The sequence below is a fragment of the Echinicola marina genome (assembly GCF_020463795.1).
GTDB lineage: Bacteria > Bacteroidota > Bacteroidia > Cytophagales > Cyclobacteriaceae > Echinicola > Echinicola marina.
In genome coordinates this window covers 1,923,467-1,950,165 of the sequence record NZ_CP080025.1, presented here as the reverse complement: position 1 = coordinate 1,950,165, position 26,699 = coordinate 1,923,467, and the positions used below count along the sequence as shown (strand labels likewise).

At 43.9% G+C, this 26,699-nt stretch carries 11 protein-coding genes; 3 read left to right on the top strand and 8 right to left on the bottom strand.

Features of this window, described 5'->3' with window-relative positions:
• Positions 1 to 3: 3 nt before the first annotated feature.
• The 8 genes from KZP23_RS08250 to KZP23_RS08215 form a co-directional block, all read right to left on the bottom strand.
• Positions 4 to 1,599, bottom strand: coding sequence for a fasciclin domain-containing protein (locus KZP23_RS08250; protein WP_226335716.1), 1,596 nt, complete (start codon positions 1,597 to 1,599; stop codon positions 4 to 6).
• 7 nt (positions 1,600 to 1,606) lie between these two features.
• Positions 1,607 to 3,076: a RagB/SusD family nutrient uptake outer membrane protein gene (locus KZP23_RS08245; protein ID WP_226335714.1), complete on the bottom strand. Its 1,470-nt coding sequence runs from the start codon at positions 3,074 to 3,076 to the stop codon at positions 1,607 to 1,609.
• A gap of 11 nt (positions 3,077 to 3,087) precedes the next feature.
• Positions 3,088 to 6,327, bottom strand: a complete 3,240-nt coding sequence (locus KZP23_RS08240) for a SusC/RagA family TonB-linked outer membrane protein (protein ID WP_226335712.1) — start codon at positions 6,325 to 6,327, stop codon at positions 3,088 to 3,090.
• 17 nt (positions 6,328 to 6,344) lie between these two features.
• Positions 6,345 to 8,540, bottom strand: a complete 2,196-nt coding sequence (locus tag KZP23_RS08235; RefSeq protein ID WP_226335711.1) for a fasciclin domain-containing protein — start codon at positions 8,538 to 8,540, stop codon at positions 6,345 to 6,347.
• Positions 8,541 to 9,087: 547 nt separating this feature from the next.
• Positions 9,088 to 12,678 carry a DUF4450 domain-containing protein gene (locus KZP23_RS08230; protein WP_226335709.1) on the bottom strand — a complete coding sequence of 1,197 codons (3,591 nt, stop codon included), beginning with the start codon at positions 12,676 to 12,678 and terminating at the stop codon, positions 9,088 to 9,090.
• Positions 12,679 to 12,966: 288 nt separating this feature from the next.
• Complete coding sequence (locus KZP23_RS08225) at positions 12,967 to 14,481, bottom strand: RagB/SusD family nutrient uptake outer membrane protein (RefSeq protein WP_226335708.1); 1,515 nt, start codon at positions 14,479 to 14,481, stop codon at positions 12,967 to 12,969.
• Positions 14,482 to 14,499: 18 nt separating this feature from the next.
• Complete coding sequence (locus tag KZP23_RS08220; protein ID WP_226335707.1) at positions 14,500 to 17,673, bottom strand: SusC/RagA family TonB-linked outer membrane protein; 3,174 nt, start codon at positions 17,671 to 17,673, stop codon at positions 14,500 to 14,502.
• Between the two features lie 893 nt (positions 17,674 to 18,566).
• Positions 18,567 to 18,989 carry a GxxExxY protein gene (locus tag KZP23_RS08215; RefSeq protein ID WP_226335705.1) on the bottom strand — a complete coding sequence of 141 codons (423 nt, stop codon included), beginning with the start codon at positions 18,987 to 18,989 and terminating at the stop codon, positions 18,567 to 18,569.
• Positions 18,990 to 20,155: 1,166 nt separating this feature from the next.
• Here KZP23_RS08215 and KZP23_RS08210 point away from each other — a divergent pair.
• The 3 genes from KZP23_RS08210 to KZP23_RS08200 all read left to right on the top strand — a co-directional run bounded on the left by KZP23_RS08210 (position 20,156) and on the right by KZP23_RS08200 (position 26,579).
• On the top strand, positions 20,156 to 22,999 hold the full coding sequence (locus KZP23_RS08210; RefSeq protein WP_226335703.1) for a glycoside hydrolase family 2 TIM barrel-domain containing protein: 2,844 nt from the start codon (positions 20,156 to 20,158) through the stop codon (positions 22,997 to 22,999).
• Positions 23,000 to 23,014: 15 nt separating this feature from the next.
• Positions 23,015 to 23,329 carry an L-rhamnose mutarotase gene (gene rhaM / locus KZP23_RS08205; RefSeq protein WP_226335702.1) on the top strand — a complete coding sequence of 105 codons (315 nt, stop codon included), beginning with the start codon at positions 23,015 to 23,017 and terminating at the stop codon, positions 23,327 to 23,329.
• A gap of 451 nt (positions 23,330 to 23,780) precedes the next feature.
• Positions 23,781 to 26,579 carry a glycosyl hydrolase gene (locus KZP23_RS08200; protein ID WP_226335700.1) on the top strand — a complete coding sequence of 933 codons (2,799 nt, stop codon included), beginning with the start codon at positions 23,781 to 23,783 and terminating at the stop codon, positions 26,577 to 26,579.
• Positions 26,580 to 26,699: the final 120 nt, after the last annotated feature.

Here is a 26,699-nt window from a genome sequence, read left to right as displayed (position 1 = left end):
TGTTTAGTCTACAGGTGTAAATCTGATATGATCCAAAGTGAGTAACTCACCATCGATGGCCACAATTCTCAAAGTATGGCTGCTCGTCTCATCAAAGGTATAAGAACTGGTCATCCTTCGCTCCAGCTTCCTATCGTACCTTCTGTTGGACACAGGCCATTCACTACCCAGTCTCTTTCCATCCATCGAACACTGCAAATACCCCGTATTGGAGGATTTCGTGTAGCTTAAATAGATCATCGTGATCTCATAACTTCCTTTGATCAGCACCGGAGTTTCCATTTCTATCCATCCTGAAGGACCCAAGTCCAACCTAAGGTGATCATGGTTCAAAGCATCTGCATACCAGATGCCATCAGCTCCCCGATTATTTCTATAGGTCACCACATTATTTCTAAACTCCGGAGTGGATTTCCATTGATAACAGCTCACTTCATCCTGGGAAATCGTCCTATTATAAGTGGAATTCAGACTTGGATTCTGGTACTGGTCACATAATGCCTGTAGATCGGCGTAGTCGGTCAAATCCCACAGTACGGTCACGCGGGGAGGGGTAAACAGCGGCATCCAATTATCCACTTCATGGACCACCCCATTTTTACAGTTGATATTCTCCTTAATGAATTCCACTCCTTTTCCTGCCTCTTCATCATAATTCATCACCAAGCTTCCTGACCGATCAGAAATATTGATCAGCTCATTGGCGGCCATGGTGTTGATATTCATGGAAGTTTCCCCTTCAGGGAAGGCCCCCAAAGCCGCAAAAGATTTTAGCTGTGTCAGGATATGGTAAGAAACATATTGGTTAAGGGCATTTTCAGGAGCCGTAAAGTTTTCATCTGACACCTCCAGTTTTGTTTTCAAGTCCTCCAAGCTCATGATGCCTTCCTGTGCATATACTTCATCAGAAACTGCAAATGCAGTCACCCGAATACGGTATTCAAGGGGATTGCCATTCGCATCAATCCCTTCCTCCACTATGGTATTCAGTATATCGGCTTTGCCCACAAGTTCTACAGCCCCTCTGAAGATGGAAAAACGATCTTCCTCCAGACGGTCCATGATCGTAGCCCTTACCGGTACCAATACCTCTTCCAGGGCGTGTATGATCCCATTGGTAGCCTCAATATCGAGCTCCATTACCCGGGACTCCCCATTGATATAAATCGCATTGAGTCCTCCATCACGAAATTCAATGGACAAGTTATCATCAGTGGCATTACGGTCATTGATCACTCCATTTTCAAATTGGCTTTGGCTGATCTTGACGGAATAAATCGTATGGTATTTCACCAAATATTCCGCCTCTTCCTTAGGGATATCACTTACTTCATCCCAACCATTGCCTTCCAAATACCGTTGTACCCCTTCATTGCTTGGTGCAAATACAGTATAAGTGCTCCTGAGATTGAGGGTATTGTACATGTCCGCATGCTCCATCAGCTCCACCCAGAGAGAAAAGGTCTCCGGTTGGGATTTCAGCAGGGAAGAAATCGGCAGCTCTTCATATGCTGCAAAAGTGCTTTCTTCAAAGGGATCCTGACATGACACCATTGCCATGACCAAGCCCAATAGGTATATTAAATAAGTCTTTTTCATGGCCAGATTAGTTGAGGTTGTCGTAATATGGGTTTTGAACCAAAAGCCTGTTGGCTGACAGTTCATCAAAGTGAATCGGTAAATAATGGCTGTTCTCATCCAATAATTTGGACCGGATTATTGGGGCTGAACTTGCTGGAGCAGTAAGCAAGACCTGAGTGATGAGGTAATCCTTATATTGATAAGCATCTCTACTACCTACCCTCAACAAGTCAAACCAGCGTTTGCCTTCTCCCACAAACTCCCTTGCCCGTTCTTCCATCAACAGCTGCAACATTTCTATCTCAGTAGATGCTGCAGACACTGGCTCAGAAATCTGTGCCCGCTCACGGACGGTATTTATCAGTTCTGCCGCTTCATCATAGTTCCCAGCCCCCTTCATCACCAAAGCCTCTGCCTTCATCAGGTATATATCCGCCATGCGGTAAATGATCCAGTTTTGGTCACTAAAGGTCCTTGGTATGCCTGTACCCGCTTCAGCGCCTAAATATTTCCATACTTTTAGGTCTTCGGCAGTATAGCTGGATCCTTCGCCCCTGATATCTTCATCACTCTCTTCAAAAAGTGTCACCACATAATCCGTAACCACATAGCGACTGTTTGTCCCGAACCAGGAAACCAAGCTATTGGTCTGGCTTTTTTCATAATCAAACTGTAGTTCAAAAATCCCTTCGTTGGAATTCCCCGGACTGAAGATTGTATACCAGTTATTGGTTGTATTGATCATTCCTTCCAGCAAACCCAAGCGGCCAGAATTGATCACCTCATCACATACATCAAGGCATTTGTCATACTCTTCTGTCCACAGGTACACATCGGCCAAAGCAGCATAAATGGCCCATTTGGTAGACCTTCCTTTGGTTTCCCAAACCGTCGGCGCCACTTCTTTGGCATATTCCACAGCTCCTTCAAGATCTGACTTGATCTGCTGGTATATTTCATTGGCCGGGGACTTGGCCACTTCGAAAGATTGCTGGTCATCCATATATGGCTCCGTGATCAAGGGAACGTCCCTGAAGTTTCTTACCAAATAGAAATAGGCCAATCCCCTGAGAAAATATGCTTCGGACAAATAAGACTGCATTACATTTTCACTGAAGGAAGGATCTTTCGCTACCACGGTGGGGCCATATTTAATGACCATATTGGCATAGTTGATCACCTCATAAAACTTGTCCCACTTCACAAAGTCATTGCCGGGAATGATATCCCATTGACTGATTCGGAACAGATCGGCATCAACAGTTCCCCCGCCCAAAGCGAGGCCATTTCCTCTTAGCTCTCCCCAGACCAGCATCTGTTCCATGGATTCGCGGAGCCGCACATACCCAGCTCCGAGGACTGCTTCTACTTCTTCTTTATTGGCCCAATATTCATCACTTACCTGGTTATTTTCAGGCTGTACATCCAACCATTCGTTACAGGAACTCAAGGCCAATGACATCATCGTGATCAAGAAAATATATGTTTTCTTCATGATTAACTCGATTAAAAATTCATGTTTACACCCAGAGCAAACCGCTTAGGTCGAGGAGTACTCGCCTTGTCCACACTGAGCATATAAATATTACTGGAAAGGTTTACCTCTGGATCCTGGCCAGAATAATCGGTCCAAGTGTAGAGGTCTTGTACCGTGAAGAACACATCAAAGCGATCGATCTTATTTTTGGTCAGGAAGGCCTTAGGGAGGGAGTACCTCAAAGAGACTGTCTTTAGGCGCACAAAGGATCCATCCTCCACAAAACGGTCCGAACCCAAGAAATTGTAGCCTTCATTATAAAGGGCCCTTGGGATATCGGTATCATCGCCTTGATTTCTCCATCGGCTAAGCACCGCTGTACTTTGGTTGGCAGTTCCAAACATATTTTCGGTATTGATCCTGGTCTCATTGACGATCTTCTGTCCAAACCTGCCATGGAGGAAAGTGGTCAAACTAAAGTTTTTATAGCGAATATTGAAACCGCCACCAGCCGTGAACAATGGCATGGCATTGCCCAGATAAACGATATCATACTGATCGATCACGCCATCTCCATTGATATCCTCATACTTGGCATCCCCAGGAAAAACCCTTCGATTACCATTACGCATATAAACCAACTCCCCGTCTATATCCCGAATCAAATTGCCTTGACCATCACGGGCATAAGTTTCTTCTCCATTTTGGTAAACACCTTCGTACCTATAGCCATAAAACGAACCGATGGGATTGCCTTCAACGATTTTGTGCGCATATTCCCCATTGCCAAACTGGTAGTTCTCAAATTGCATATTCTCTGGCAATTCAACCACCTTATTGCGATTTCTGGCAAGATTGAAATTAAAAGACACCTTCAGGTCATCCGTTTTGATGGCATCATAGTTAAAGATCAACTCCCAACCTCTGTTATACACTTTACCGGAATTGAAATACCTCACTTCTGAGAAGCCTGTAGATGAAGGAAGACTATAATCTTTCTGTAACAAATCTGTGGTTAAGCGATCATAAACCTCCGCCGTGATATATAGACGCCCTTGCATCAAGGACAAATCCAATCCTATATTTGACTGGGTAATCGTCTCCCAACGAAGGTTTTCCAACTGTATGCTGGCAGGCGATATGGCTACCATATCCATGTATCCGGGAGTGATCGGGCTGAATGTGCCGATATAAGGGAAGGCTCCACCTGGAGGATTGCCGCTTTTACCCCAGCTGGCCCTCAATTTACCCAGATCAATGCCTGCAAGGCCATTCATAAATGGCTCGTCACCGAAGTGCCAGGCCACACCTACAGAAGGAAATCCTGCCCAACGGTTAGACGCACCCAAGCTGGAATTGGCCTCCCAGCGATAACCGCCCGAAATGATATATTTCTTATTGAATGTATAGTGTGCATTGGCAATTGTCGCCACTCTTCTGGACATGGAATTGTCGGACTTCATCGAGGCCACTGCTGCACCATCCGTAGGATCGCTTAGAGAACTTGATGCATTTCCACTGGTTTCGCTGACATAACCAAAACTTCTGGACTCATTGGTCTGTACCAATCCACTCAGGATAACATGGTTCCTCTCATTGATCTCCTTATTATAAATCAGCTTGTTTTCCGTGTTGATATACAGCTGGTCCGAAAGCAGGTCAGCACTTCTGTTGAAATAGGGATCGGTCCAAAGTACCCCAGTCACAGACTGTGGCAAAAACTTGCGGTTCTTGGTCGTCCGGGTATCAAAACCCACAGTGCCAGTATATTCCAAATCTGGATTAAAGCGGTATTTCAATCTAAAAATCACCCTTGCATTATCGGCCTTTGTTTCATTGGTAGATTCATTGACCAAGGCTACTGGATTATAAAACTTGGTGCTGGAAAATCCTCCCTGGAAATTCTCCAATGGAGTAAAATATTCCGAGGTCCTATTACCATTATCATCCAAAACATAGGGACTCATATTGGGCATTTTTCGCATAGCCATACTTCTGGCGGATGAAATACCATTTCCTGACCAGTTGGCATCCTTGATGCTCTGGGAATAGGACATGTCTGCACTGACGCTCAACTTATTGGAAAACTTATAAGTTACACTGGCCAAGGAATTGAAACGGTCCAAGGAGGTCCCGATGGTCGTCCCCACATCCCTCAGGTAGCCCAGAGAAACCCGGTAAATGGCCTTATCACCACCACCACTTAGGGAAAAGTTATTGTCCAGATAATGTCCCAGCTGACTTACCTCGTTGATCCAGTTGGTATTTTGGTTGTATTCATCAAAATACACCCATTCAGGATCAAAGTTGATTTCCTGGGTATCGAAAAGACGATCGGTATAAGCACTCCCTGCAAGGTATCCAATATCATTGACCGAATTCCAAATCCCATCCTGCATCAGGCTGACATATTGAGAACCATCCAATAAAGGAATGGTAGAAGGCTCCTTTTTGATTTCTGACTTCGTAGAAAAAGAAAAACGGGTTTTCCCTTTTCTTCCTTTTTTAGTCTTAAAGACCAAAACCCCATTGGCTCCTTGGGACCCCCAAATGGCCGTAGCTGCCGCATCTTTAAGCACTTCTATAGACTCAATATCATTGGGAGAGATATTTACCAAAGCACCAAAGTCCTGGTCATTGGCCGTGGCGAAGTTAAAATCATCCCCAAAATTGGTCGGATAGGGGATACCGTCCACTACAATCAATGGCTCCGAATTGGCATTTAGAGAAGACGTCCCCCGGATACGGATGGTACTCCTTGACCCTGGGTCTGCCCCTGAAATGATATCCACATTGGCCATCCTTCCCTGCAAACCTGACTCTATGGATGTCATAGGCACTTCCTTGAGTTGGTTCACATCAAAACGCTGAGAAGAAGATGTCTGCTCCCGCTCGCTAATACCGAGGGAGTTGGTCTGAACTCTTTCAGCTACCACTTCGGCAGAACCATATTCGAAGGCTTCCTCCAAAAGGGTAATATCCAAATTGGATTGGTTACCAAAGCCTATCTTTTTGGTTTTAAAGCCTATATAGGAAAATACAACTGTTAAGCTTTGCTGTGCTGGTATTGCCAAACGGTAATTACCATTTTCATCCGAAATGGTTCCATTAAGGTTACGCTGCTGGTCATTCTCGATAAAGATACTCGCTCCTATTAGAGGCTCGCCACTTGCGTCGGTTATTTTGCCTGTCAAAACAGTTTGCTGCGCGTGCAAAGGCGACGCGATGAGCAGCATTAGCAGGCAGCTAATGATATAAAATGATTTCATGAAACTGTATTTGAAGTTTATTGTCCTGAACTGAGCACCTTATCAATCTGATAAATCGCTCCATCCACATAAATTTTAGGGAAAGTGCTGACCACATTGGCCATTTCCCCTAAGGTGGATTTAACTTGTAAGCTGCTTCCGTTATCCACCAGGGTCAACTGGCCATAGGAATTACCATTCTCCTGAGAGGTCAAAAAATCTCCGGAGACACCCATGCCTGGAAAAGCATAGTCATTGATGCTATTGGGACTGATCGGCACAAAATAATACCGCAGGTAATCTTCCAGTTCATCCTTGTCAGTAGGAATTTTACCTTCTTCTTTGGCACGAAGGATCGCCTCATTCGTCGGAGCAAACAACATATAATTATCACCAAACAAGAATTCAAACTCTTTGTTAGGTTCTACAAGGTCTGCCTGTGACAAAAGCTTCGAAAATTCTGAGAACTCCTGTACCGAACTGGTACCAGAACTTGCCGAAGCAACGATATACTTAAAGCTTCCCTCTTCCCTGATCAGGGAACGGTCCACTTCGTAAACTTTGCCATTGGTCCAGTTGCCCCCCACATTTTCTGCCGCGGTAAACTCTCCCAGATTATAGGTATTGGAAGAAGCCACTCCATCATCACTGATATACAGGTAGCTGAAAGGATTCCTGGTCCTATATACTTTAGTCCCTGCTATCTCCGTGATTTCATCTGTCACAATATGATTTTGGACAAAAGCCTTCATGGCTCCCGTACTCACCGGTACGCGGATTCCTTCTGAATTTTCCACTTCCACTGCCTCATCGCCAAATTTCAAAGGATTTCCTTCATTCCAAAAAATTTCGCTACCACCATAAATCGTATTCAATATCACCTCATCTGATGGGGCAAACACCGTAAACTTAAGGGCATCTCCCATCAAAGCCTGCAAAGTGCCAGAGCCATATACCATATGCAAAAACATATTGTACTTTGGATTTTGGAGCATTGGCCCGGTAACACCTTCAAATAGCCCCGGAACGATGACTTCATTAAGTCCATAATAAACCCCATTCACACCTATTCCCCTGTCCTCTACATCTGTAACTGGATCAAACTGGATAATATTCCCAAAAGTACTTTTGATATCCCCACGCTCCACTTCACCAGGAAAAACTATACTCCCACTATATACATGATTATACAATAGCACCTGAAGAGGTAAAAAAGGTACTTCGTCTAAGGATGAATAATAGGGCACCCAGAATTGATTAAAGAATTGCTGAATGGCCTGGTTATTGGGAGCAAATACATTATAGGCATCCGATGAAAGGGCTGCTAGATTAGCATAATCCTGAAGGCCTCCCCCACCATTATAAGACCATTCCGAAGCGATTTCAGGTAGCCCAAGATGGCTTTTGATATACAGGGAATCACCTACTTCCGCATATTCTTTGGAGGTCTCATCATCATACCAGTAGGAGGTAAAACGATCATAAATAGAAATGAAATCACTGTAATTACTTTTTTCCTTTAATTCAGCATGGACCGTTTCCAGTGGCTCAATAACCTTGTCAACGATATACACATATCCATTGTCTGTTGGCAACGCATACTCCTCCACGCTGGCATTGGAAATATTAAATCCTCCTGCCCCTGTCCAGCTGCTTTCCGGGTAAAAATACTCGTAATTGGATGTGGCATCAATATCCTTGGAGATAAAAAGATAATGGGAGAACACCGGAACAAATCTTTCCTTATGGAAAATCGTTCGCTCTTTTCCCGCCACCATATCTTGCTCTACGGACACAGTGTCCCTGCTCTTGGTCCGGTGCTTATAATATAGACCGGCCATTGCTGGCTTCTCTACTGACTGACCTTCTGGCCGGTAATTCGCAAATCTTTCCTTATTGAATGCGTAATACACCAGATGAAAACCCACCAGTTTCTTAAGCTCTGCTGCAGAAAGTTCACTTACCGAACTGAGCCCTTTTTCATTTAGGTAAGCCTCAAAAGCTTCATCTGATGGCGCAAGCACCGTAATGATGCCCTTCCCTTCTACCAAGCTTCGATAGCCGGCAATCTCTACTGCTTCTAAAAATATGGAGAAACCTCCACGGTCTTCCAGCAGCTCCCAAGCATTGCCCTTGAGCCATTCAGGCCTTTCATAATGTTCTTCCCAGCCTACTTCCCGACAAGCAAATAGCAGAAAGCAAGCTGAAAAAAGATAAGTAATCCTTTTGATCATCTTACTAAGGTTTAGGTTATTAAAATTGGGTACTATTGATAGAGTAATAATCGCTAAAAAGAACTAGACATATTATTACGCAAAAACTCAACTATTCAAAATATGCTATCAACAATTAGCTTAGGGTTAAAATTATATTTGAAATATATGTAGCTTAAAAATACCAACTGATCTGTACTGACCTGTGCTGACCGTACAGTACGGAAACGTTTGCATTATTCAATTATTTTCTTATATTATTTTAATATTTTATTCGCCAAAACTGATATTATTTTTGCATAACTAACAGGTTGACTCCCCATTTCAGCTACTTCTGCCTAAAGTGAGGTATCATTAATTTTGATCAAATGGACATAAAAAAGCCCCACCCTTTCTCGGTGAGGCTTAACAATTCGAAAATGTAAAAGTCGCTATAACGATTGTTGTAAAGACTGCTACCAAATCGAGAAGCACAAATGATATCGTTTGGAGTAGAACCTAAATGCTTTGAAATCGACTACCCTTTCCATAAGTTTTGCACATTGAGCATTTGGCCTTTGGCAGGCTTCTATCGCTCTAAGGTCAACCCCATCAATCCAATAACCACCTCAATTGTAGTGGCTTTGACCTCTAAGTAATCCAATTCTTTACTTTGGTCCAGTGGTAGATCCCAAACAGTAGCAGCTCCTCCATCTATCGCATAAGTCGTAAAATGATCAATGGCAGTATAATCATCATGGGCTTGATTACTAATTTTACCTGTCTTTAAATGTACCCTGATAGGTCGTGGAGCACCTGTTTCGAATGCATATCTATCTATAAAATAATCTTGCTCAATAGGCCACCATGTCTCCGGATTTCTTAGGGACAGTTCCGCAGCAGTACCATCCTTATAGTGGATAATGACCTTTCCATTTTCTATCCTGCTCTGCATATGATTGGTAGAACCTGCCATCAACAAATAGGCATGACTGGCCCTGCCGGATAATGAAATCCTTGCACTATCAGGATAATTATCCCAAATCGAAGTAAAGACAATATTGTTCTTAGCAGCATCTCCCGGAGAGAAAAAAGGAATCCCTTGTGGTAAGGTGAATTTATTTTCATTACCAGCCAATGCCCTCAAGCCAACATCATCAATATCCATATATGCCCCATATGAAGCCCAATCCCCCATTCCCTGTATAGGTATTTGCAAAGTAGGGTAGGGCGAGCGGGGACTTAAATATTCATTTCTAAAGATGCTGGTCACTTTATCATTAAAAGCATCTGAAATATCAATGGGTTCTAATTCTCGGGCTTTAATAGGCAGGTTCCAGTTGGTCATTTTTTTACTGGAAAGTAGCTGTCCACCTGCAAACACCTCAATTATATTGGTTCCTGTTTTGAGGAATTCATTTGAAGCAATGGTCAAATCTTTATGCTCCTTAGCTCCACAAGCAAGCTGCTCTTCCCATATTTTCCCATTGACTTTGATGCTAAGTTGCAGCTTTTGGTCAGCATGGTGCTTGACCCTGAATTTTAAAGATGAATCATCTTGCTCTTCTGCCAGTATTAATTCTATTTCAGGCTTCACCTCAGTGCTTATTGGCTCCCACCAGCTCATCTGGCCTTGCTTTAGTTTTGCAAAAAAAGTACCATGGCCAAGGACATTTCCAATTCTCGCTGCTAGTCTTTTATCCTCTAATTCAGCCTTCGCCAAGAGATGCTCTGGATCATGCACCTGTAACACTTCCAGCTCATCACTACCAAGTGTAATCACGTCCCCACGAACAGGATTTTTTTCATGAGAAACCACATCTATTTTCTCCCCTTTCCAAACAATTGAAATAGTAGCCTTTTCTTCCAACTGAACTTTTATTGCTACCTTGGGATTTCCCACTTGATCTTCCAAGGGTTCCCAAGAAGTCTCCTGTCCATCTATCTGCACTTCCTGAATGGATTCGTAAGGAGCATCGAGTATTAAATTCAGCTCCAAATCTTTCCCAAAACGATTAATCACCTCATACTGATCCTCTTTTCCTTTTCTTTTAAAATCAACTCCCAAATCGGGAATTTTAAGCGTAGCATAATCCCAACTATCCGGAAACCCTGGCTGAATAGTCAAACGGTCGTTCATCAGCTCAGGCTGTATTCCAAAAAGTCCCTCTATCAAAGAACGCGCCCCCATACCGACAGCATCCGCAAAATCCCTATAAAGCTCGCTTCTCATGGCATCCAAGAAGGACAACTGCTGAAAGTTCCCAGGACTGCCTCCCAAATACATGCTTTCCAAAATGGCACTTTTCCAGAGCTTGAAAGCCCCTGTTGCATTGCCTGCTTGCCAATAGGCCAAACTGGTATGTAAGGCTTCCGCCAATGCCACATTGTTTACAGACCAAGTATAGGGCATCCAATTGGTCGTGGAAATGGTCTGGAACTTTCCCTCTGGAAGACCTTCGGCCACCAAGGGAATATGGGGGATTTCCGTATCTACATAGCGGGTCATTTGAAAAGCCTGGAAGGCATCTGGAACTTCACTATCTAGGCTATGGTACACGGACCAAACGCCTGCTTGGGGGTGCAATTTCTTCGGCCCCAAAAAGTCCTTATATTCAGCATACCAGCCATCCTTCAACCATAGTTCTTCATTCATGGCCTTCAAAATCTTTTGCGCCTCCGCCTGATATCCGGATCCATCCTCTCCCAAAATATCCGCCAATTCTGCTGCTTTTTTATGGGCATAATAATTATAGGCTGAAGAATGGGCGACCCCACCACTATTATACTGCAAGGCATCACTGGCCCAGATACTGGCATAGGCATTATAAAGGCCGTCATCATCTGGATCAAAATTGCGCTGCTCCCAAGCAAGGTGTCGTTGGATTGCTGGCCATACTTCCTTCAGATATTGAATATCTCCTGTCCAATCAAAATGGCGGATCAGCTGATCAAAGAACACCTGGTTCATATCATAATGATGCGGACCTGATGGCTCCCCGGGTCTCCTGCTGATATATCCTTTATTGAAAATAGATTTGCCTGTTTTTTCAAGTTGTCTGGCCAAATGTTTAGCAGAGTCAGGATCATTTCTGCTCCCTGCTGGTTCCAAATATTGCGAGGCCAAATAACCATCAAAATGGGTTCTTGCTCTATCATGCCATCCCATCCAATCTGCCACATAAGCTCCTCGCCAACCAGGCAGGGGCATCCTCCAAGCCACTGCACCATGCACATAGGCCGGGGCATCATAAATGGCATCCGCAGCGATCCCCAAGGCTCCGCCAATGGTATTGATAAAGGGATCGGGAGTTTTCACTGTCACCCTATTGGCTAAAGCAGCTCTTTCTCTATTCGCGCTTTCAAAAGCCATGGGAAGGTCTGCATAATCCATTTCGCCAAAACCTGGCCGATAAATGGCAAAATAATGCTGCTCGGAAGACAAGTTTATTTTCCCCATTATGGCCGCTGCTTGATCTGCCTGGGACGACCAAAGCTTATTAATATCATCCATCGCTGCAGGATTAACCCTTTTCAGGCTAGCCTTTTCTGGGAAAACACCCATCATCTTGGCTCTTTCCTCACCGCTTTTTTCATCACCATAGAAAAGCGCTATCTGATTGTCTTCATTAAACTGTATATGATTTCCAATACAGTTTTCCACCTTTAAATCAAATACAGATGGTGGATCAGCTCCCAAATCTCCCATCCTTCTAAACCGCTTACCTGTCACCCCACCATAGAGCCATACCAAGTTCACTTCCCCCACTTCTTCTTTGGTCCTCACCTTAAAAACAACTCCTTCCCTGTCCCTGAACGGCATGACCACAATTTCTATCTTGCCACTTGAAAGCATCGGATCTGCAATGGTATAGACCATGGCTCCTGCCCGGTAACGCGACTCGATATGAGTAGCCTCACTCAGCCATATTGATTTTTCTCCCTGCTGTATCCCAAAGCGAAAATGTCCGCCCATGCCCGGTAAGTAAAAAGAGAACAAAGGCAAATCTCCAGCTTCTGTTCTGAAGTCTGAGTGATAACCATAAAGTGCCCGGTTAAACCTGCGCTCTCCGTTCTTAATGACAAAGTCCTCTCCATCGGGTTGGTACCTAAGCTCCCTATATTCCCCATGCCAATATTCCTGTGCAATGACCTGGGGACTTTGTATTATTAGAAACAAGGTCAAAAGGAGACCATAAAATTGAAAAATAGTATTTCTGGAAAATCGCTGAATCATAATTCTTGAATTAGTTTCTTATTTTAACCCGAAATATGCATTAGCTTATCTATTACGGACTGAAAATGCATAATCCGGGTTTAAAAAGGTAGCTGTCCGAGTATTTTTCGGCTAAACATAAAATAATATTACTGACACCATTTCATTTCAAATCCGACAATCAAAAGCCAAAAAACCATCCGACTGAAGCGGATGGTTTAATTAAGCCTAACTTTATTTTATGTCCATAGTTTAATACCCTGCATTTTGGTCATACAAGCCTTCCTTAACATCCAATTGGTTGATTGGAACAGCATAAATCATATCATCTGCAGTAATATCAGTAGAGATTTTATTGGCTGCATCTTCTTCCTCAACCCAAGCTTTCATCACATCAATGGCCATTCCTGACCTGACCAAATCATGCCATCTCAGCCCTTCACCAATAAATTCCCTTCTCCGCTCTTCCATGATTTGCTCATAGGAGACATTGACCAAAGGCAATATCAATCCGGCTCTTTGACGAATACTATTCACCAAGGCATCGATCTCCAACTGCGCGCCTCCACTTTTACTCAGGGCTTCTGCCTTCATCAGCAAAATATCGGCATAGCGGATTACAGGAAAATTCAGTTCAAAATCAAAACGATCCACTCCTAGATTATCCAGATCCAAATACTTTTTGATAAATCGGTCCTGGGTAATATTTCCATTCCCGTCATCATAGTTGATCCAAACCGAAAAGTCATCACGGACATCATTGCTCTCATAAGAGTCCATTAAGTTGGCCGATACTGTTTTCGGCGCATCAGGGAAAGTCCCCCCAGCAAATGGAATCCCATTGGTTCTGGCAAATGCCTCGGGATAGTGATATTGCACATATTCCCCACCTACACCTTGGCCTCCACTCAAGAACTGGATATCAAACACGATCTCCTCATTATTCTCATTGTCATAGGCAAAGATATCTGCATAATTGTCCACCAAATCAAATTGACCGCTGTCGATAATCTGATCCAACAAACTAATGGCCTTATCCCATTCGTTTGTGCCCATTACAGGCCCTTCAGGATGCAGCTGGGTTCCAGATCGGGTCATATATACCCTGGCCAAAAGCCCTCTGGCAGCATGGGAAGTGGCCCTGCCCAAATCTGTGGCGCTGGTGAATTCATCTGGCAAGTTGGAAATGGCAAATTCCAAATCAGCAATAATCAGACTATAAACATCAGCAACAGGACTTCTTGGTATCTCCAATGCCTCTAAAGGAGTAACTGGCCGGTCAAACAAAGGCACTTTTCCATAAAACCGTACTAAATCAAAATAAAACAAGGCCCTCAAGAACTTGGTTTCCCCTTCAATCCTTGCACGCATATTTTCATCTGCCACCACATCAGCAGTCAGCTTTTCCAAAATGGTATTGGCACGCATGATATTATTGTACAGGTCATTCCAAGTGCTGTTCATAATACCGGCTGTTGCCAAATTGGTATTGAAGTTATTGATCAGGTTATAATCCCTCACACCTGCAGTTCCTGGACTGTAAATATTATCCGAGCGCACCTCACTCAGTTCAAAATGATTGATTGGATAAGCATTTAGGCCATTGTACACGCCCGAAAGTGCTTTGATAAAGTCTGACTCATTTTGATAAAATGCGTTTGATCCCAAAGAAGACTTAGGGGATTGATCCAGCTTACTTTCACAGGACATCATTGTTCCAGAGGCCAAGCTGATCAAAGCGATATATAGAATTTTTATCTTTTTCATGATACTTGTCTTTAGGAATTAAAACTTAAGGTTTACACCAAATACAACTGATCGGGAAAGCGGAAAGGCACCATAATCATCTCCGTTATTGTTAACTGCCTCAGGATTGAAGCCTCCCGTATACTTATCTCCTCCAAAGAAATTTTCAGCAGTGGTGTAGATACGGGCTCCTGTAAGGAAATTCTTGTTTTTGACCAATCTGCCAAGGTCATAGCCCAAAGTAATATTTCTGATCCTCCAATAATCAGACGGATAAAGCCAGTCCGTATTTTTTATTCTACCAAAACTGGACACGGCCTTGCCTGTCTGCCCATCACCAGGGTTCTCTGGGGATCTCCAGCGATTCCTGTGTCGGCCAAGGGTATTTTCAACAAATCCCATTCCCGGACGGTCCATCGCCCTGCCAAAAGTGGAATAGATCAATCCGCCCCATTGGCCTTGCACCAATATATTTAAGTCAAATCCTTTATATGAAAAGGTATTGGTAATCCCCCATACATAATCCGGATTGGGATGGCCTGAAAGTATCCTATCATCTGGATCGATCACCCCATCACCATTGGCATCAAAATACTGGGGATCTCCCTCCTGTTGGTTACCATAAAGTGCCGCGCCATTATCAATTTCCTCTTGGGTGAGGATCCCAATATTCTGCACCAAGTATAAGCTGTACATCGGCTCTCCCACCATGGTAATATTGTGATTGATATCAAAGCTACCACCTAATATCGGGGTGTTTTCTGGTCCTAGCTGCCTGACCTCATTGGTATTATGGCTAAGGTTAAAATTGGTAGACCAAGTAAATTCACCCGTTAGGTTTCTGGTGCTCAACTCAAATTCCCAACCCTTATTCATCACCTCACCGATATTGGTCAAGGCAGAGCTAAAGCCTGTGGCAGAAGGCACAGGGATATTCAAGAGAAGATTCGTGTTTTTCTTGGTGTAATAATCAAAGGAAGCGTAGATCCTATTTTGTAAGACCCCAAGGTCCAAACCTATATTGAGCATTTCGGACTCTTCCCATCCCAATTCGTTATTAGGAAAATTGCCTGGAATCAAACCATTGACCAATGCTCCACCATAGGAATAATTCGCAAAATCCAAGGTCGCTATATGGGAGTAATCGCCTATCCCATTATTCCCGGACAGTCCCCAGCTTCCCCGCAATTTCAAATCGCTCAAGAGAGAAACATCCTCCATAAAAACTTCATCAGAAAGTCTCCAACCCAAGGACACCGAAGGGAAGAAACCCCATTTGGTATCTTGTCCAAAGCGTGAAGAACCATCCCTCCTTGCCGATGCAGAAATCAAATATTTACCTTTATAATCATATTGCAAACGACCAAAATAGGAAAGTAAGGTACTTTGTGTTTCTGTGGTATTGGTGCTCCCCGCATTGATTACAGCGGCATTCAGGGTCGTAATGCCTTCTACATCAAAATTACCTCCCATAGTATAGGTATTGCGCTTATTGAAATTATAGGACATCCCTGCCACTGCGCTTACATTATGCACTTCATCAAAAGTCCTATTGAAGGAAAGGGTGTTTTCATTGACAAAGGTGAGTTTTCTGTACCCGTTAAAGCCCCCTGTAGTCTGCTTATTTCTGGTTACGGGCGCTGGGGTATAGTTTTTATTCTGTTGATCCACATTATCCACATTCAATGTCGTTTTGAATGCCAAGCCCTCTATAAAGTCATATTGTCCATAAATAGTCGCCAGATTTCTAAATATGCTTGTTTGGTTAAGCCGTTCTTCAGCATAAGCAATGGGACTGATCCTAGAGCTGGCCCAAGTGTACAGCGGAATATCGCCCACTCCTGTATAGATACCTGCATCAGCTTCAACCACTGGAGCCATCCCTACCGTAGTATGGGTAATCGCATCTTTACCTTCTACCCCCGGATCATCCAAAGATGAATAGGAAGGATTGAGATTCAAGCCAAATTTCAATTTATCACTTGCCTGAACCTCTACATTGGCACGGGCTGAATAACGCTTATAATCCACACCAACTGCAATTCCCTCCTGGTCCATATAATCCCCGGAAATAAAATACTTGACAAATTCATTCCCTCCGGAAGCATTCAGCTGGTAATTCTGTACCAGTCCTTTTCTGAACAAATGGTCTTGCCAGTCCACCAGCATTAAGCCTGGATAGCCTTCTTGCATCCATCGTTCATCATACATATAGTTTCGATCAAAACCACCCAAGATGGCTTCCCTTTCAGCCAAGGTCTGAGAAGCTGACCTTCCCTCACCAGAATTTTCCCACTGGGTATTGATCATTTCTGTGGCACGGTCAATCCACTCTGTAGGGCTCAGCACATCCAATTTCTTCACCGTCTCATTCCATCCTGTATAGGCATTTAAGCTGATTTGGGCCTTGCCCGATTTTCCACTTTTGGTATTGATAATGACCACACCATTGGATGCCCGGGAACCATAGATAGCCGCAGCAGATGCATCTTTCAACACTTGTATGGTTTCAATATCATTCGGGTTCAGGTTATCCATGGGATTGCCGCCAGCACTCTCCAATGGAAACCCATCAATCACGTATAGCGGTTGGTTATTGGCCGTGATGGAACCTACTCCTCTCACTTGTATGTCAAAGCCTCTGCCCGGCACCCCGGAGGTTTGCTTTACCCGAACACCCGCCATTTGGCCGATCAATGCCTGATCCACTCGCTGTATAGGCCTTTCATCCAAGTTTTCAGGTTCGATTTGGGCGATGGCTCCAGTAATATTAGCTTTCTTCTGGGTACCATATCCTACCACGACCACTTCTCCCAACTGCTGCAAATCCACCTCCATGGTAATATTGATCGTGCTTTGAGAACCTACAGTTATCTCTTGTCTTGCAAATCCAATAGAACTAAAAACCAATACGGATTCCTCACTGGGCACCTCTATGGTAAATTTCCCATCAATATCAGTGACCGTTCCTGTACTGCTGCCCTTGATCAGGATACTGACACCCGGCAGGGGCAGATTATCTTCACTTGACAGCACCGTTCCGCTTATTTCTTTGGCGAATTGCTCCTGGGAAAGTGCAAGCGCTTCGCTCGTTTTTAAATGGGCAGTTTCATAAAGCAAACTACTTGCATTAGTTGCTGTACCGCCTGCCATGGCCAGCAGGAATAGACTTCCCTTGAGCCAATGGTTTTTTAGGGTAAATTGCTTTTTCATGGTTTAATTTTAGGTTTTGTTTGTCCGGTGTGACTAATCATTTCTCCTAGGGAACAATATTCCCCAACCATCCTATATTACTGAACATTAAAGCATGGCCATCTTGATTATAATCTTGATCAAAAGCCTTGGGCTAGCTCCAGTTGATTTTCAGGACAGCAGCAAACTAGCAGTAGAATTTTAAAAATTCGTACTGTACTATCATGGGAAATGGTCTTTTCAAACGTTTGAATTTTTCACCTAACACAGTTGAAATACCAATAAAACAATATTAAAACACACAAAAACACCATTATTAAGCCTTCAAAAACCATATTAATCACCGAAACCAAGAAAAAATATACCAATAACAATTTATCCCATTTCATAGCACCTTTGTTCTAGCTGTTATGAGGTATCCTGCCACCATCCCCCATATATCATTACATAATCTGGCCCCAAAATCTTTATGCTCCTTAATGTTTAAAAAAATGAACCACGAAGACATAAAAGTATGAAGAACATAAAGCAATCTTCCACACAAAAAACACAATGCCAACCCTTAATGACCCTTAACTCCTTAATGGTTAAAAAAATGAACCATGAAGACATGAAGGAGTGAAGAGCATGAAGTACTGTTCACAAAAAACACAATGCCAACCCTTAATGTCCCTTAATCCCTTAATGGTTAAAAAATGAACCATGAAGACATGAAGGAGTGAAGAGCATGAAGTACTGTTCACAAAAAACACAATGCCAACCCTTAATGTCCCTTAATCCCTTAATGGTTAAAAAATGAACCATGAAGACATGAAGGAGTGAAGAGCATGAAGTACTGTTCACAAAAAAACAATCCAAAACCTTTAATGAACCTTTACTCCTTAATGGCCAAAAACACAAATTCCACTCATGCTTCAATCTGGCAATTCCCGAAAATATTCATTCACCATAGGTCTCATCGTTTTGCTAATATTATCTGTGAAAAAATTAATTAACAGTCCCTGTGGCTTTTTTAACAACTTCATATAAGTTAACAACTGGGCTTCATGAACGGGCAATACATTCTCCACTGCTTTTAATTCTACCACTACACAATTATCTACAAGCATATCCAAACGAAGAACTGTTTCTATCACCTGCCCATCATATTCTACTGGAACAATCATTTGCTCTATAACATTAAAGCCTTGCTTTCTTAATTCAAAAGATAAGCATTGTTGATACACGCTTTCCAATAGACCTGGCCCTAACTCCCTATGTACTTTTATAGCACATCCAGTTATTTCATAGGACAATTGCGTAACATCAAACTTAGTCATATTCAAAAATGAAGACATCTCTAAAAAATTTAATTCAACAAAAATCAATAGGTACTAATATAACAAAATCAAAGATTAAACTCAATCCCACTTATTGGTTATAAGTATTAATCACAAAAAATATTTTCTCATAATAACCAACCCAAAACCTCAATACTCCTTAATGGTTAAAACATGAACCATGAAGACATAAAGGTGTGAAGAGCATGAAGTACTGTTCACAAAAAAACAATCCAAAACCTTAATGAACCTTAATTCCTTAATGGTCAAAACATGAACCATGAAGACATGAAGGAGTGAAGAGCATGAAGCAATCTTATAACAAAAAATCCAAACCCAACCTTAATGCCCCTTAATCCCTTAATGGTTAAAAAAATGAACCATGAAGACATGAAGGTATGAAGGACATGAAGTACTGTTCACAAAAAAACAATCCAAAACCTTAATGAACCTTAATTCCTTAATGGTCAAAACATGAACCATGAAGACATGAAGGAGTGGAGAGCATGAAGCAATCTTATAACAAAAAAAACAAACCCAACCTTAATGCCCCTTAATCCCTTAATGGTTAAAAAAATGAACCATGAAGACATGAAGGTATGAAGGACATGAAGTACTGTTCACAAAAAAACAATCCAAAACCTTAATGAACCTTAATTCCTTAATGGTCAAAACATGAACCATGAAGACATGAAGGAGTGGAGAGCATGAAGCAATCTTATAACAAAAAAAACAAACCCAACCTTAATGCCCCTTAATTCCTTAATGGTTAAAACACAAACCATAAAGACATAAAAGCATGAAGAACATAAAGCAATCTTCTACACAAAAATCCAAACCCAACCTTTAATGAACCTTAATCCCTTAATGGTTAAAACATGAACCACGAAGACATGAAGGTATGAAGAGCATGAAGCAATCTTATAACAAAAAACACAATACCAACCCTTAATGCCCCTTAATTCCTTAATGGTTAAAACACAAACCATAAAGACATAAAAGCATGAAGAGCATAAAGCATTGTTGCAAAAAAAACAAACCCAACCTTAATGCCCCTTAATTCCTTAATGGTTAAAATATAAAAACCATTAACCAAACAATCCCCATCCCTCCCAGACCATAACAGTTTTTAGCCCATATATTCCTTTCTTAGTCGATTAAATTCTTTAAAATAACCTAAACCCATGGAGTTAAAATTATCTAAGGAAACAAAAAAAATAAATCACCTAAAAGTTGTATTGGCCCTGCTAACAGGCTTATTTATATTACCCCAATTGCTTATTGCCCAAAATAAGGAAGTCCAATACCTCAGTGGCAAAGACAGTAAACATACCGTCACCTGGGATTTTTACTGCACCGGAGGCAGAAACAGTGGCGAGTGGACCAGCATCGAAGTCCCTTCACATTGGGAACAACAGGGATTCGGCACTTATAATTATGGCAGGGATTATCACACCTATGGCAAATCCTTCCGCTTTGCCGATGAAAAAGGCCTATACAAACATACCTTCCAGGTCCCCGCTGACTGGCAAGGCAAAACCATCGAACTGGTTTTTGAAGGTTCCATGACGGATACTGAAGTAAAGGTTAACGGCCAACTTGCTGGGGAAATCCATCAGGGGGCTTTTTACCGCTTTAAATACGACATTACCGACAAAATAAAACCTGGTGAAGACAACTTACTGGAAGTAACTGTCAGCAAAATGTCCGCAAACCATTCTGTCAATAGAGCCGAGCGCTACGCAGACTATTGGATCTTTGGTGGCATTTTCAGACCCGTGTATTTGCAGGCTTTCCCCGAACAGCATATTGAACATACCGCTATTGTCGCTGAGGCAGATGGCACCTTCAAGGCAGAAGTCCACACCCAATCCGCTACTAAAAACAGTAGGATCAAGGCCATCATTACCGATTTAAATGGACGGGAAATCAAAACCTTGGATGTCAAGGTAGACAAAACAGGCATCACCTCGATCGAAAGTCAGCTGAATAATATTGCCACTTGGACCGCTGAAAGCCCCAATCTTTATGAGCTGCACCTTAGCCTAATGGAAGGCGAGGAAACCATTTTCAGCACCAAAGAACGCTTCGGCTTCCGCAGCATTGAAATCAGGCAAGGGGATGGCATCTATGTCAATGGCACCAAAGTAAAATTGAAAGGAGTCAACAGACATGCTTTTTGGCCGGAAACTGGCAGGTCCCTTACTCCGGAAATCGACCTACAGGACGTATTGCTGATCAAGGAAATGAATATGAACGCCGTTCGTACGGCCCATTATCCCCCGGATCCTTCTTTCTTGGACCTTTGTGATTCACTGGGACTTTATGTCATGGATGAACTGGGTGGATGGCAAAATGCCTATGATACCGAATCCGGTGAAAAGCTGGTCAAGGAACTCGTCATGAGAGATGTCAACCATCCTTCCATCCTCTTTTGGAGCAATGGTAATGAAGGCGGTACCAATAAGGAACTGGACGATGATTTCTTACTTTATGATCCTTCCAAAAGACCTGTACTCCATGCCCACCACCGTCCGGGCAATGCCTTCAATGGAATAGATACGGACCATTATGAGAACTATAAAAGCTTAACCAACAAATTTAAAAGCGACAGCCTGATCTATATGCCTACCGAATTCCTGCACGGCCAGGATGATGGCGGGGCAGCTGCCGGGCTTCATGATTACTGGGAGCTGATGTGGGCTTCCAAAATGTCTGGTGGTGGTTTCCTTTGGGTATTGGCCGATGAGGGAATTATCCGAACGGATATTCACAATAAAATCGACGTCAACCGCCTCAATGCCCCTGATGGTTTGGTAGGGCCTTTCAGGCAAAAAGAAGGCAGTGTCTATGCCATCAAAGAAATTTATTCACCAGTAAAAATCCAATTGGATCAATTGCCGGAGGCTTTTGACGGCACCATTGCCTTGGAAAACCGCTACCACTTCACCAACCTCAATGAGATTACTTTCGAGTGGAAGCTGGTGGATTATAAGTCCATGTCCAGTCCCCAAACAGGATATGAGACTGTTATCTCAGGCCAATTCCAAGGCCCTGATATGGCTCCACTGGAGACGGGTTCCATCCAAATCCCATTGCCCGCCAACTGGCAGGAACAAGAAGGATTAAGACTTACGGCTACCGATCAGCATGGGCAAGAAATTTACACCTGGTCCTGGCCTATTGCTCCTCTTCAAGGATTGATGGCACAGATCAAAAATAACGAAGAAGGAAAAACTGGCACTTTCGAAGAAAAGGATGAACTGGTAACCATCAGTGGCGGAGGCTTTACCCTTAGCTTTGACAAGGAAACCGGCAAACTTGCCCGTATCCAGAAACCTTCAGGGCCTGAGCTTTCCTTTACTAATGGCCCTAGCTTTACCCAAGGCGATGGAGAGGTAAGTACGATAAGTCATGAAGAAATTGACGGCAAACAAATTTTCAAGGTCAATTATGATGGTGCCTTGAAATACGCCCAATGGACCATCCAGCCCAATGGTTGGGTAGCACTCACCTATGAATACGAATTGCCAGAAGGGGAATATCCCTATATGGGCATCAGCTTTGACTATCCAGAGGCCAATGTTATCAGCGCCAAATGGCTGGGCAAAGGTCCTTACCGGGTGTGGAAAAACAGGCCTCAAGGACAGTTTGGCGCCCACCAAAACCTGTATAATAATACCCATACGGGCGCTACGCCATGGGAATATCCAGAGTTCAAGGGTTATTTCAGCGATATTGCCTGGATGGAGATCAACACTGCCCAAGGAAAGTTTTATGTGGTCTCTCCAGACGACCAACTCTTCGTCAGGTTATTTGACTTCTATGGCATTTCCGGGCCTACTTCCTATCCTAAACTGCCTACAGGTGATATTTCCTTCTTGGACGGCATCCCGGCATTGGGCAGTAAACTGGCACTGGGAATCACCTCCAGAGCGGGCGTCTATGGTCCACAAGGAGATGACAATAAAGTACTTGGCCCTGTAAAAAGAACCTTGTATTTTTATTTTGGCATCTTACAAGATTAATTTGAAATGAAGTCCATGAATAAACAAATCGCTTTCCGCATGAAACTCCTTCCCGGACATGAGGAAGAATATGAAAAAAGGCACCGGGAAATCTGGCCGGAACTGGTTAAGCTGCTCAAGGACAGCGGGGTCGTCGATTATTCCATTTACCTGGACAAGGAAAGCTCCAGCCTATTTGCCGTGCAGACCATTTCGGGCGACAGCTCTTCCCAGGATTTGGGCAGCACCGAGATCGTGCAAAAATGGTGGGCCTATATGGCAGACATCATGGAGACCCACCCCGACAATTCCCCGGTAAGTGTGACTTTGAAAGAGGTATTTACGCTTTAAGCCCCCTTAATCCCCCTTGAGGGGACTTTTCGATAAAAGTTACGAAATCGATCCCTCCCCTTAAAGGGGGAGGTTAGGAGGGGGGAGATAAGCGGAAATCGTTGCCCTGTCCGCTGTGCTACACCGCGGCGCACAGCCACAACAGAATAAAGAATTAACCACAGATGGATAAAGATAAACACAGATGGAGTGGTTCTTTACTCCGTGGCATGTGTCTTCACAGGCCACTTGGCCTTAAATAGGATTCATTCCGGTCTGTGAGGACACAAACCGGGGAATGAGATGAAAGGGATAAACACAGATTAATGATAAAAAGATAAAATCCATCCGTGTGCATCTGTGTTCATCCGTGGATAATATTTATCGATGCTCGGTCTAGAACTGGACCTTGAGACAATAAAAATCAATTCGCTTACATAGTGGACACCTTTTGACCATAAATAACCCATTCATGAAACTCAAAACAAGCCTTTATTCCTTAAGCTTAGCCACAGCAATATTTACATTTTCCTGCCAAAAAAGCACCGAAACGCAAACTGTCCCCCAAATACAAGCAGGCAGCTGGCCGGAGATCAGCCAGACCGCCAAACCTTGGACCCGCTGGTGGTGGATGGGCAATGCCGTGGACAAAGAAAACCTCAACTATCTCCTGCATGAGTACGCTGATGCTGGACTTGGCGGCGTGGAGATCGCTCCGATCTATGGTGCCAAAGGTTATGAGGACCGTTATTTGGATTTCCTTTCCAAACCATGGCTGGACATGCTCCACTATACCGTGGATGTGGCCGATAGCCTGGGCATGGGCGTGGACCTGACCCAAGGTACCGGTTGGCCATTTGGAGGACCATTTGTGGAAGCCCATTTTGCCGCTTCCAAATTGGAGGTCAAGGATTTTGATTTTGATGGCAATGGGACTTTTAAGGCCGATTTGAATATCATCAATGAAAGGCACCCTGACCTTTCTCCCAAACTCCTTGCGGTAATGGCCTATGGTGAAAATGGACAGGTCGAAGATATCACCACTCAGGTAGCAGAAAATGGGGAAATAAAATGGGAGGCAGCAGGAAACTGGAAAATCATGGCCATCTATAATGGCAAAACCGGGCAAAAAGTAAAGCGGGCCGCTCCGGGAGGTCAAGGCTATACCTTGGACCATTTTGCCGAGGAAGCCATTGAAGATTATTTAGGGGAGTTTGATAGCGCTTTTATCCAGCAAACACCAGGTATCCGCAGCTTTTATAATGATAGTTTTGAAGTTTATGGGGCCAATTTCACCCAAGACTTCTTGGAGGAATTCCAAGAACGTAGAGGCTATGACCTCAAGCCTCACTTGCCCGAATTGCTTGGCAAAACAGACAGCGAAAACTCCCGCCGAATCAAGTCCGACTACCGGGAAACCCTGCATGAACTGCTCTTGGAACACTTTACCCAACGATGGACCGATTGGGCGCATCATAAAGGCAAGCTGACCAAAAACCAGGCCCATGGCTCACCGGGCAACCTGATCGACCTCTATGCCGCTGTGGACATTCCCGAGTGCGAAACCTTTGGTTCCAGCTATTTCCCCATCCCGGGATTGCGCAGGGACAGTGCCGATATCCGCAACGTGGACCCCGATCCCATTATGCTTAAGTTTGCCTCTTCTGCTGGCCACCTGGCCGGAAAAGAACTGATCTCCTGCGAAACCTTCACCTGGCTGGGCGAGCACTTCAAAAGCTCCTTTTCACAGATGAAGCCAGAGGTGGACCAGGCCTTCTTGGCAGGCATCAACCATGTGTTCTACCATGGCGTGACCTATTCCCCTAAGGATGTGGAATTCCCGGGCTGGTTATTTTACGCCTCCCTGAACTTGACCCAGCAAAACAGCCTTTGGCCGCATTTCAAAAGCTTTAATGAATACATCGCCCGCTGTCAGTCCGTGCTACAGGCCGGAAAGCCGGATAATGAACTGATCATGTACTGGCCGGTTTATGATGTATGGGCAGATGAGGGCAATATGTTCCAGATGATCTCCGTGCACCATATCGACCACTGGCTGCACCCCACGCAGTTTTATGCCCAGTCCACCGCCTTGATGAAACAAGGTTATGCGGTGGATTTTGCCTCCGATAAGCTATTGGCGGGAGCACAAATCATCGACGGTAAGGTCCAAACCCATGCAGATGCTACACCTGCCAAGGCCCTGCTGATCCCCGCCATGGAATACCTACCGGTCAAGACCTTGGAAAGCATTTTAAAATTGGCAGAAGCAGGCGCAACGGTCATCTTCCAGGAACAGCCTAAGGAAGTGCCGGGCTTTCATCAAGTAAAAGAAAGAAAAGCTGCCCTGAACCAGGCTTGGGAACAGCTTAGCTTCAATGCACAGGGCATTGCTGCCCATGGCAAAGGCAAGGTGATCCTGAATCAGGATATTAAGAAGGCCTTGGAGGCTGAAAGCATCCAAAGGGAAGAACTGGCCGACACAGGCCTGCAGTTTATCCGTAGGGCTGTAGGGAAAGACAAATACTATTTCTTGGTCAACCACACCGACAAGGCCATCCAAAAAGAAATCCCACTGAACCTAAGCGCCCAAACCGTGAGCATCCTGGATCCACTGAGCGGAGCTACAGGCTTGGCACAATCCCGTATCAAGGGAGCAAAGACCATGGTCAAGGTTCATTTAGCATTCGGACAAAGCCTGATCTTACAAACCAGCCAAGCCGACAACAATGAAATCCCAACTTGGAAATACCTGGACACCATCAACAAGCAAATTTCCCTAGAAGGCCCTTGGCAAGTCCATTTCGATCAAGGTGGTCCTGAGCTACCAGAAGATCAACACATGACGACCATTCAGCCTTGGACTGAACAGGGGGATAAAATAGCCGACCAGTTCTCCGGACAGGCCACTTATAGCAGCACCTTCACCCTTCAAAAAGGGGAAGGAAAGAGCTACCTGCTAAAACTGGGCAAGGTCTACGAAAGCGCCAAAGTCTGGATCAATGGCCAAGAAGCAGGCTATGCTTGGAGTCTTCCTTATCAGTTACGGATCGGGGAATTCCTCAAAGACGGCGAAAACGAAATCAAAATTCAGGTCGCCAACCTCATGGCCAACCGCATCCGCTATATGGACCAGCAAGGCCTGGAATGGCGCAATTACCACGAAATCAACTTTGTCAATATCAACTATAAACCTTTCGATGCCTCCGGCTGGAAGGTCATGCCCTCAGGAATTGAGGGGCCAGTGGCGATTGAAATTTATGAAGAGTAGATGGGAGATTTGAGACGCTAGACATAAAAAACGAAATTAGTTGTCCCGCTGTCTCTGACGCGGGACTTATTTAATTCTTATTTGAAAGGCAGAGATTCTATTTATTCTTCTAAAGTCCCT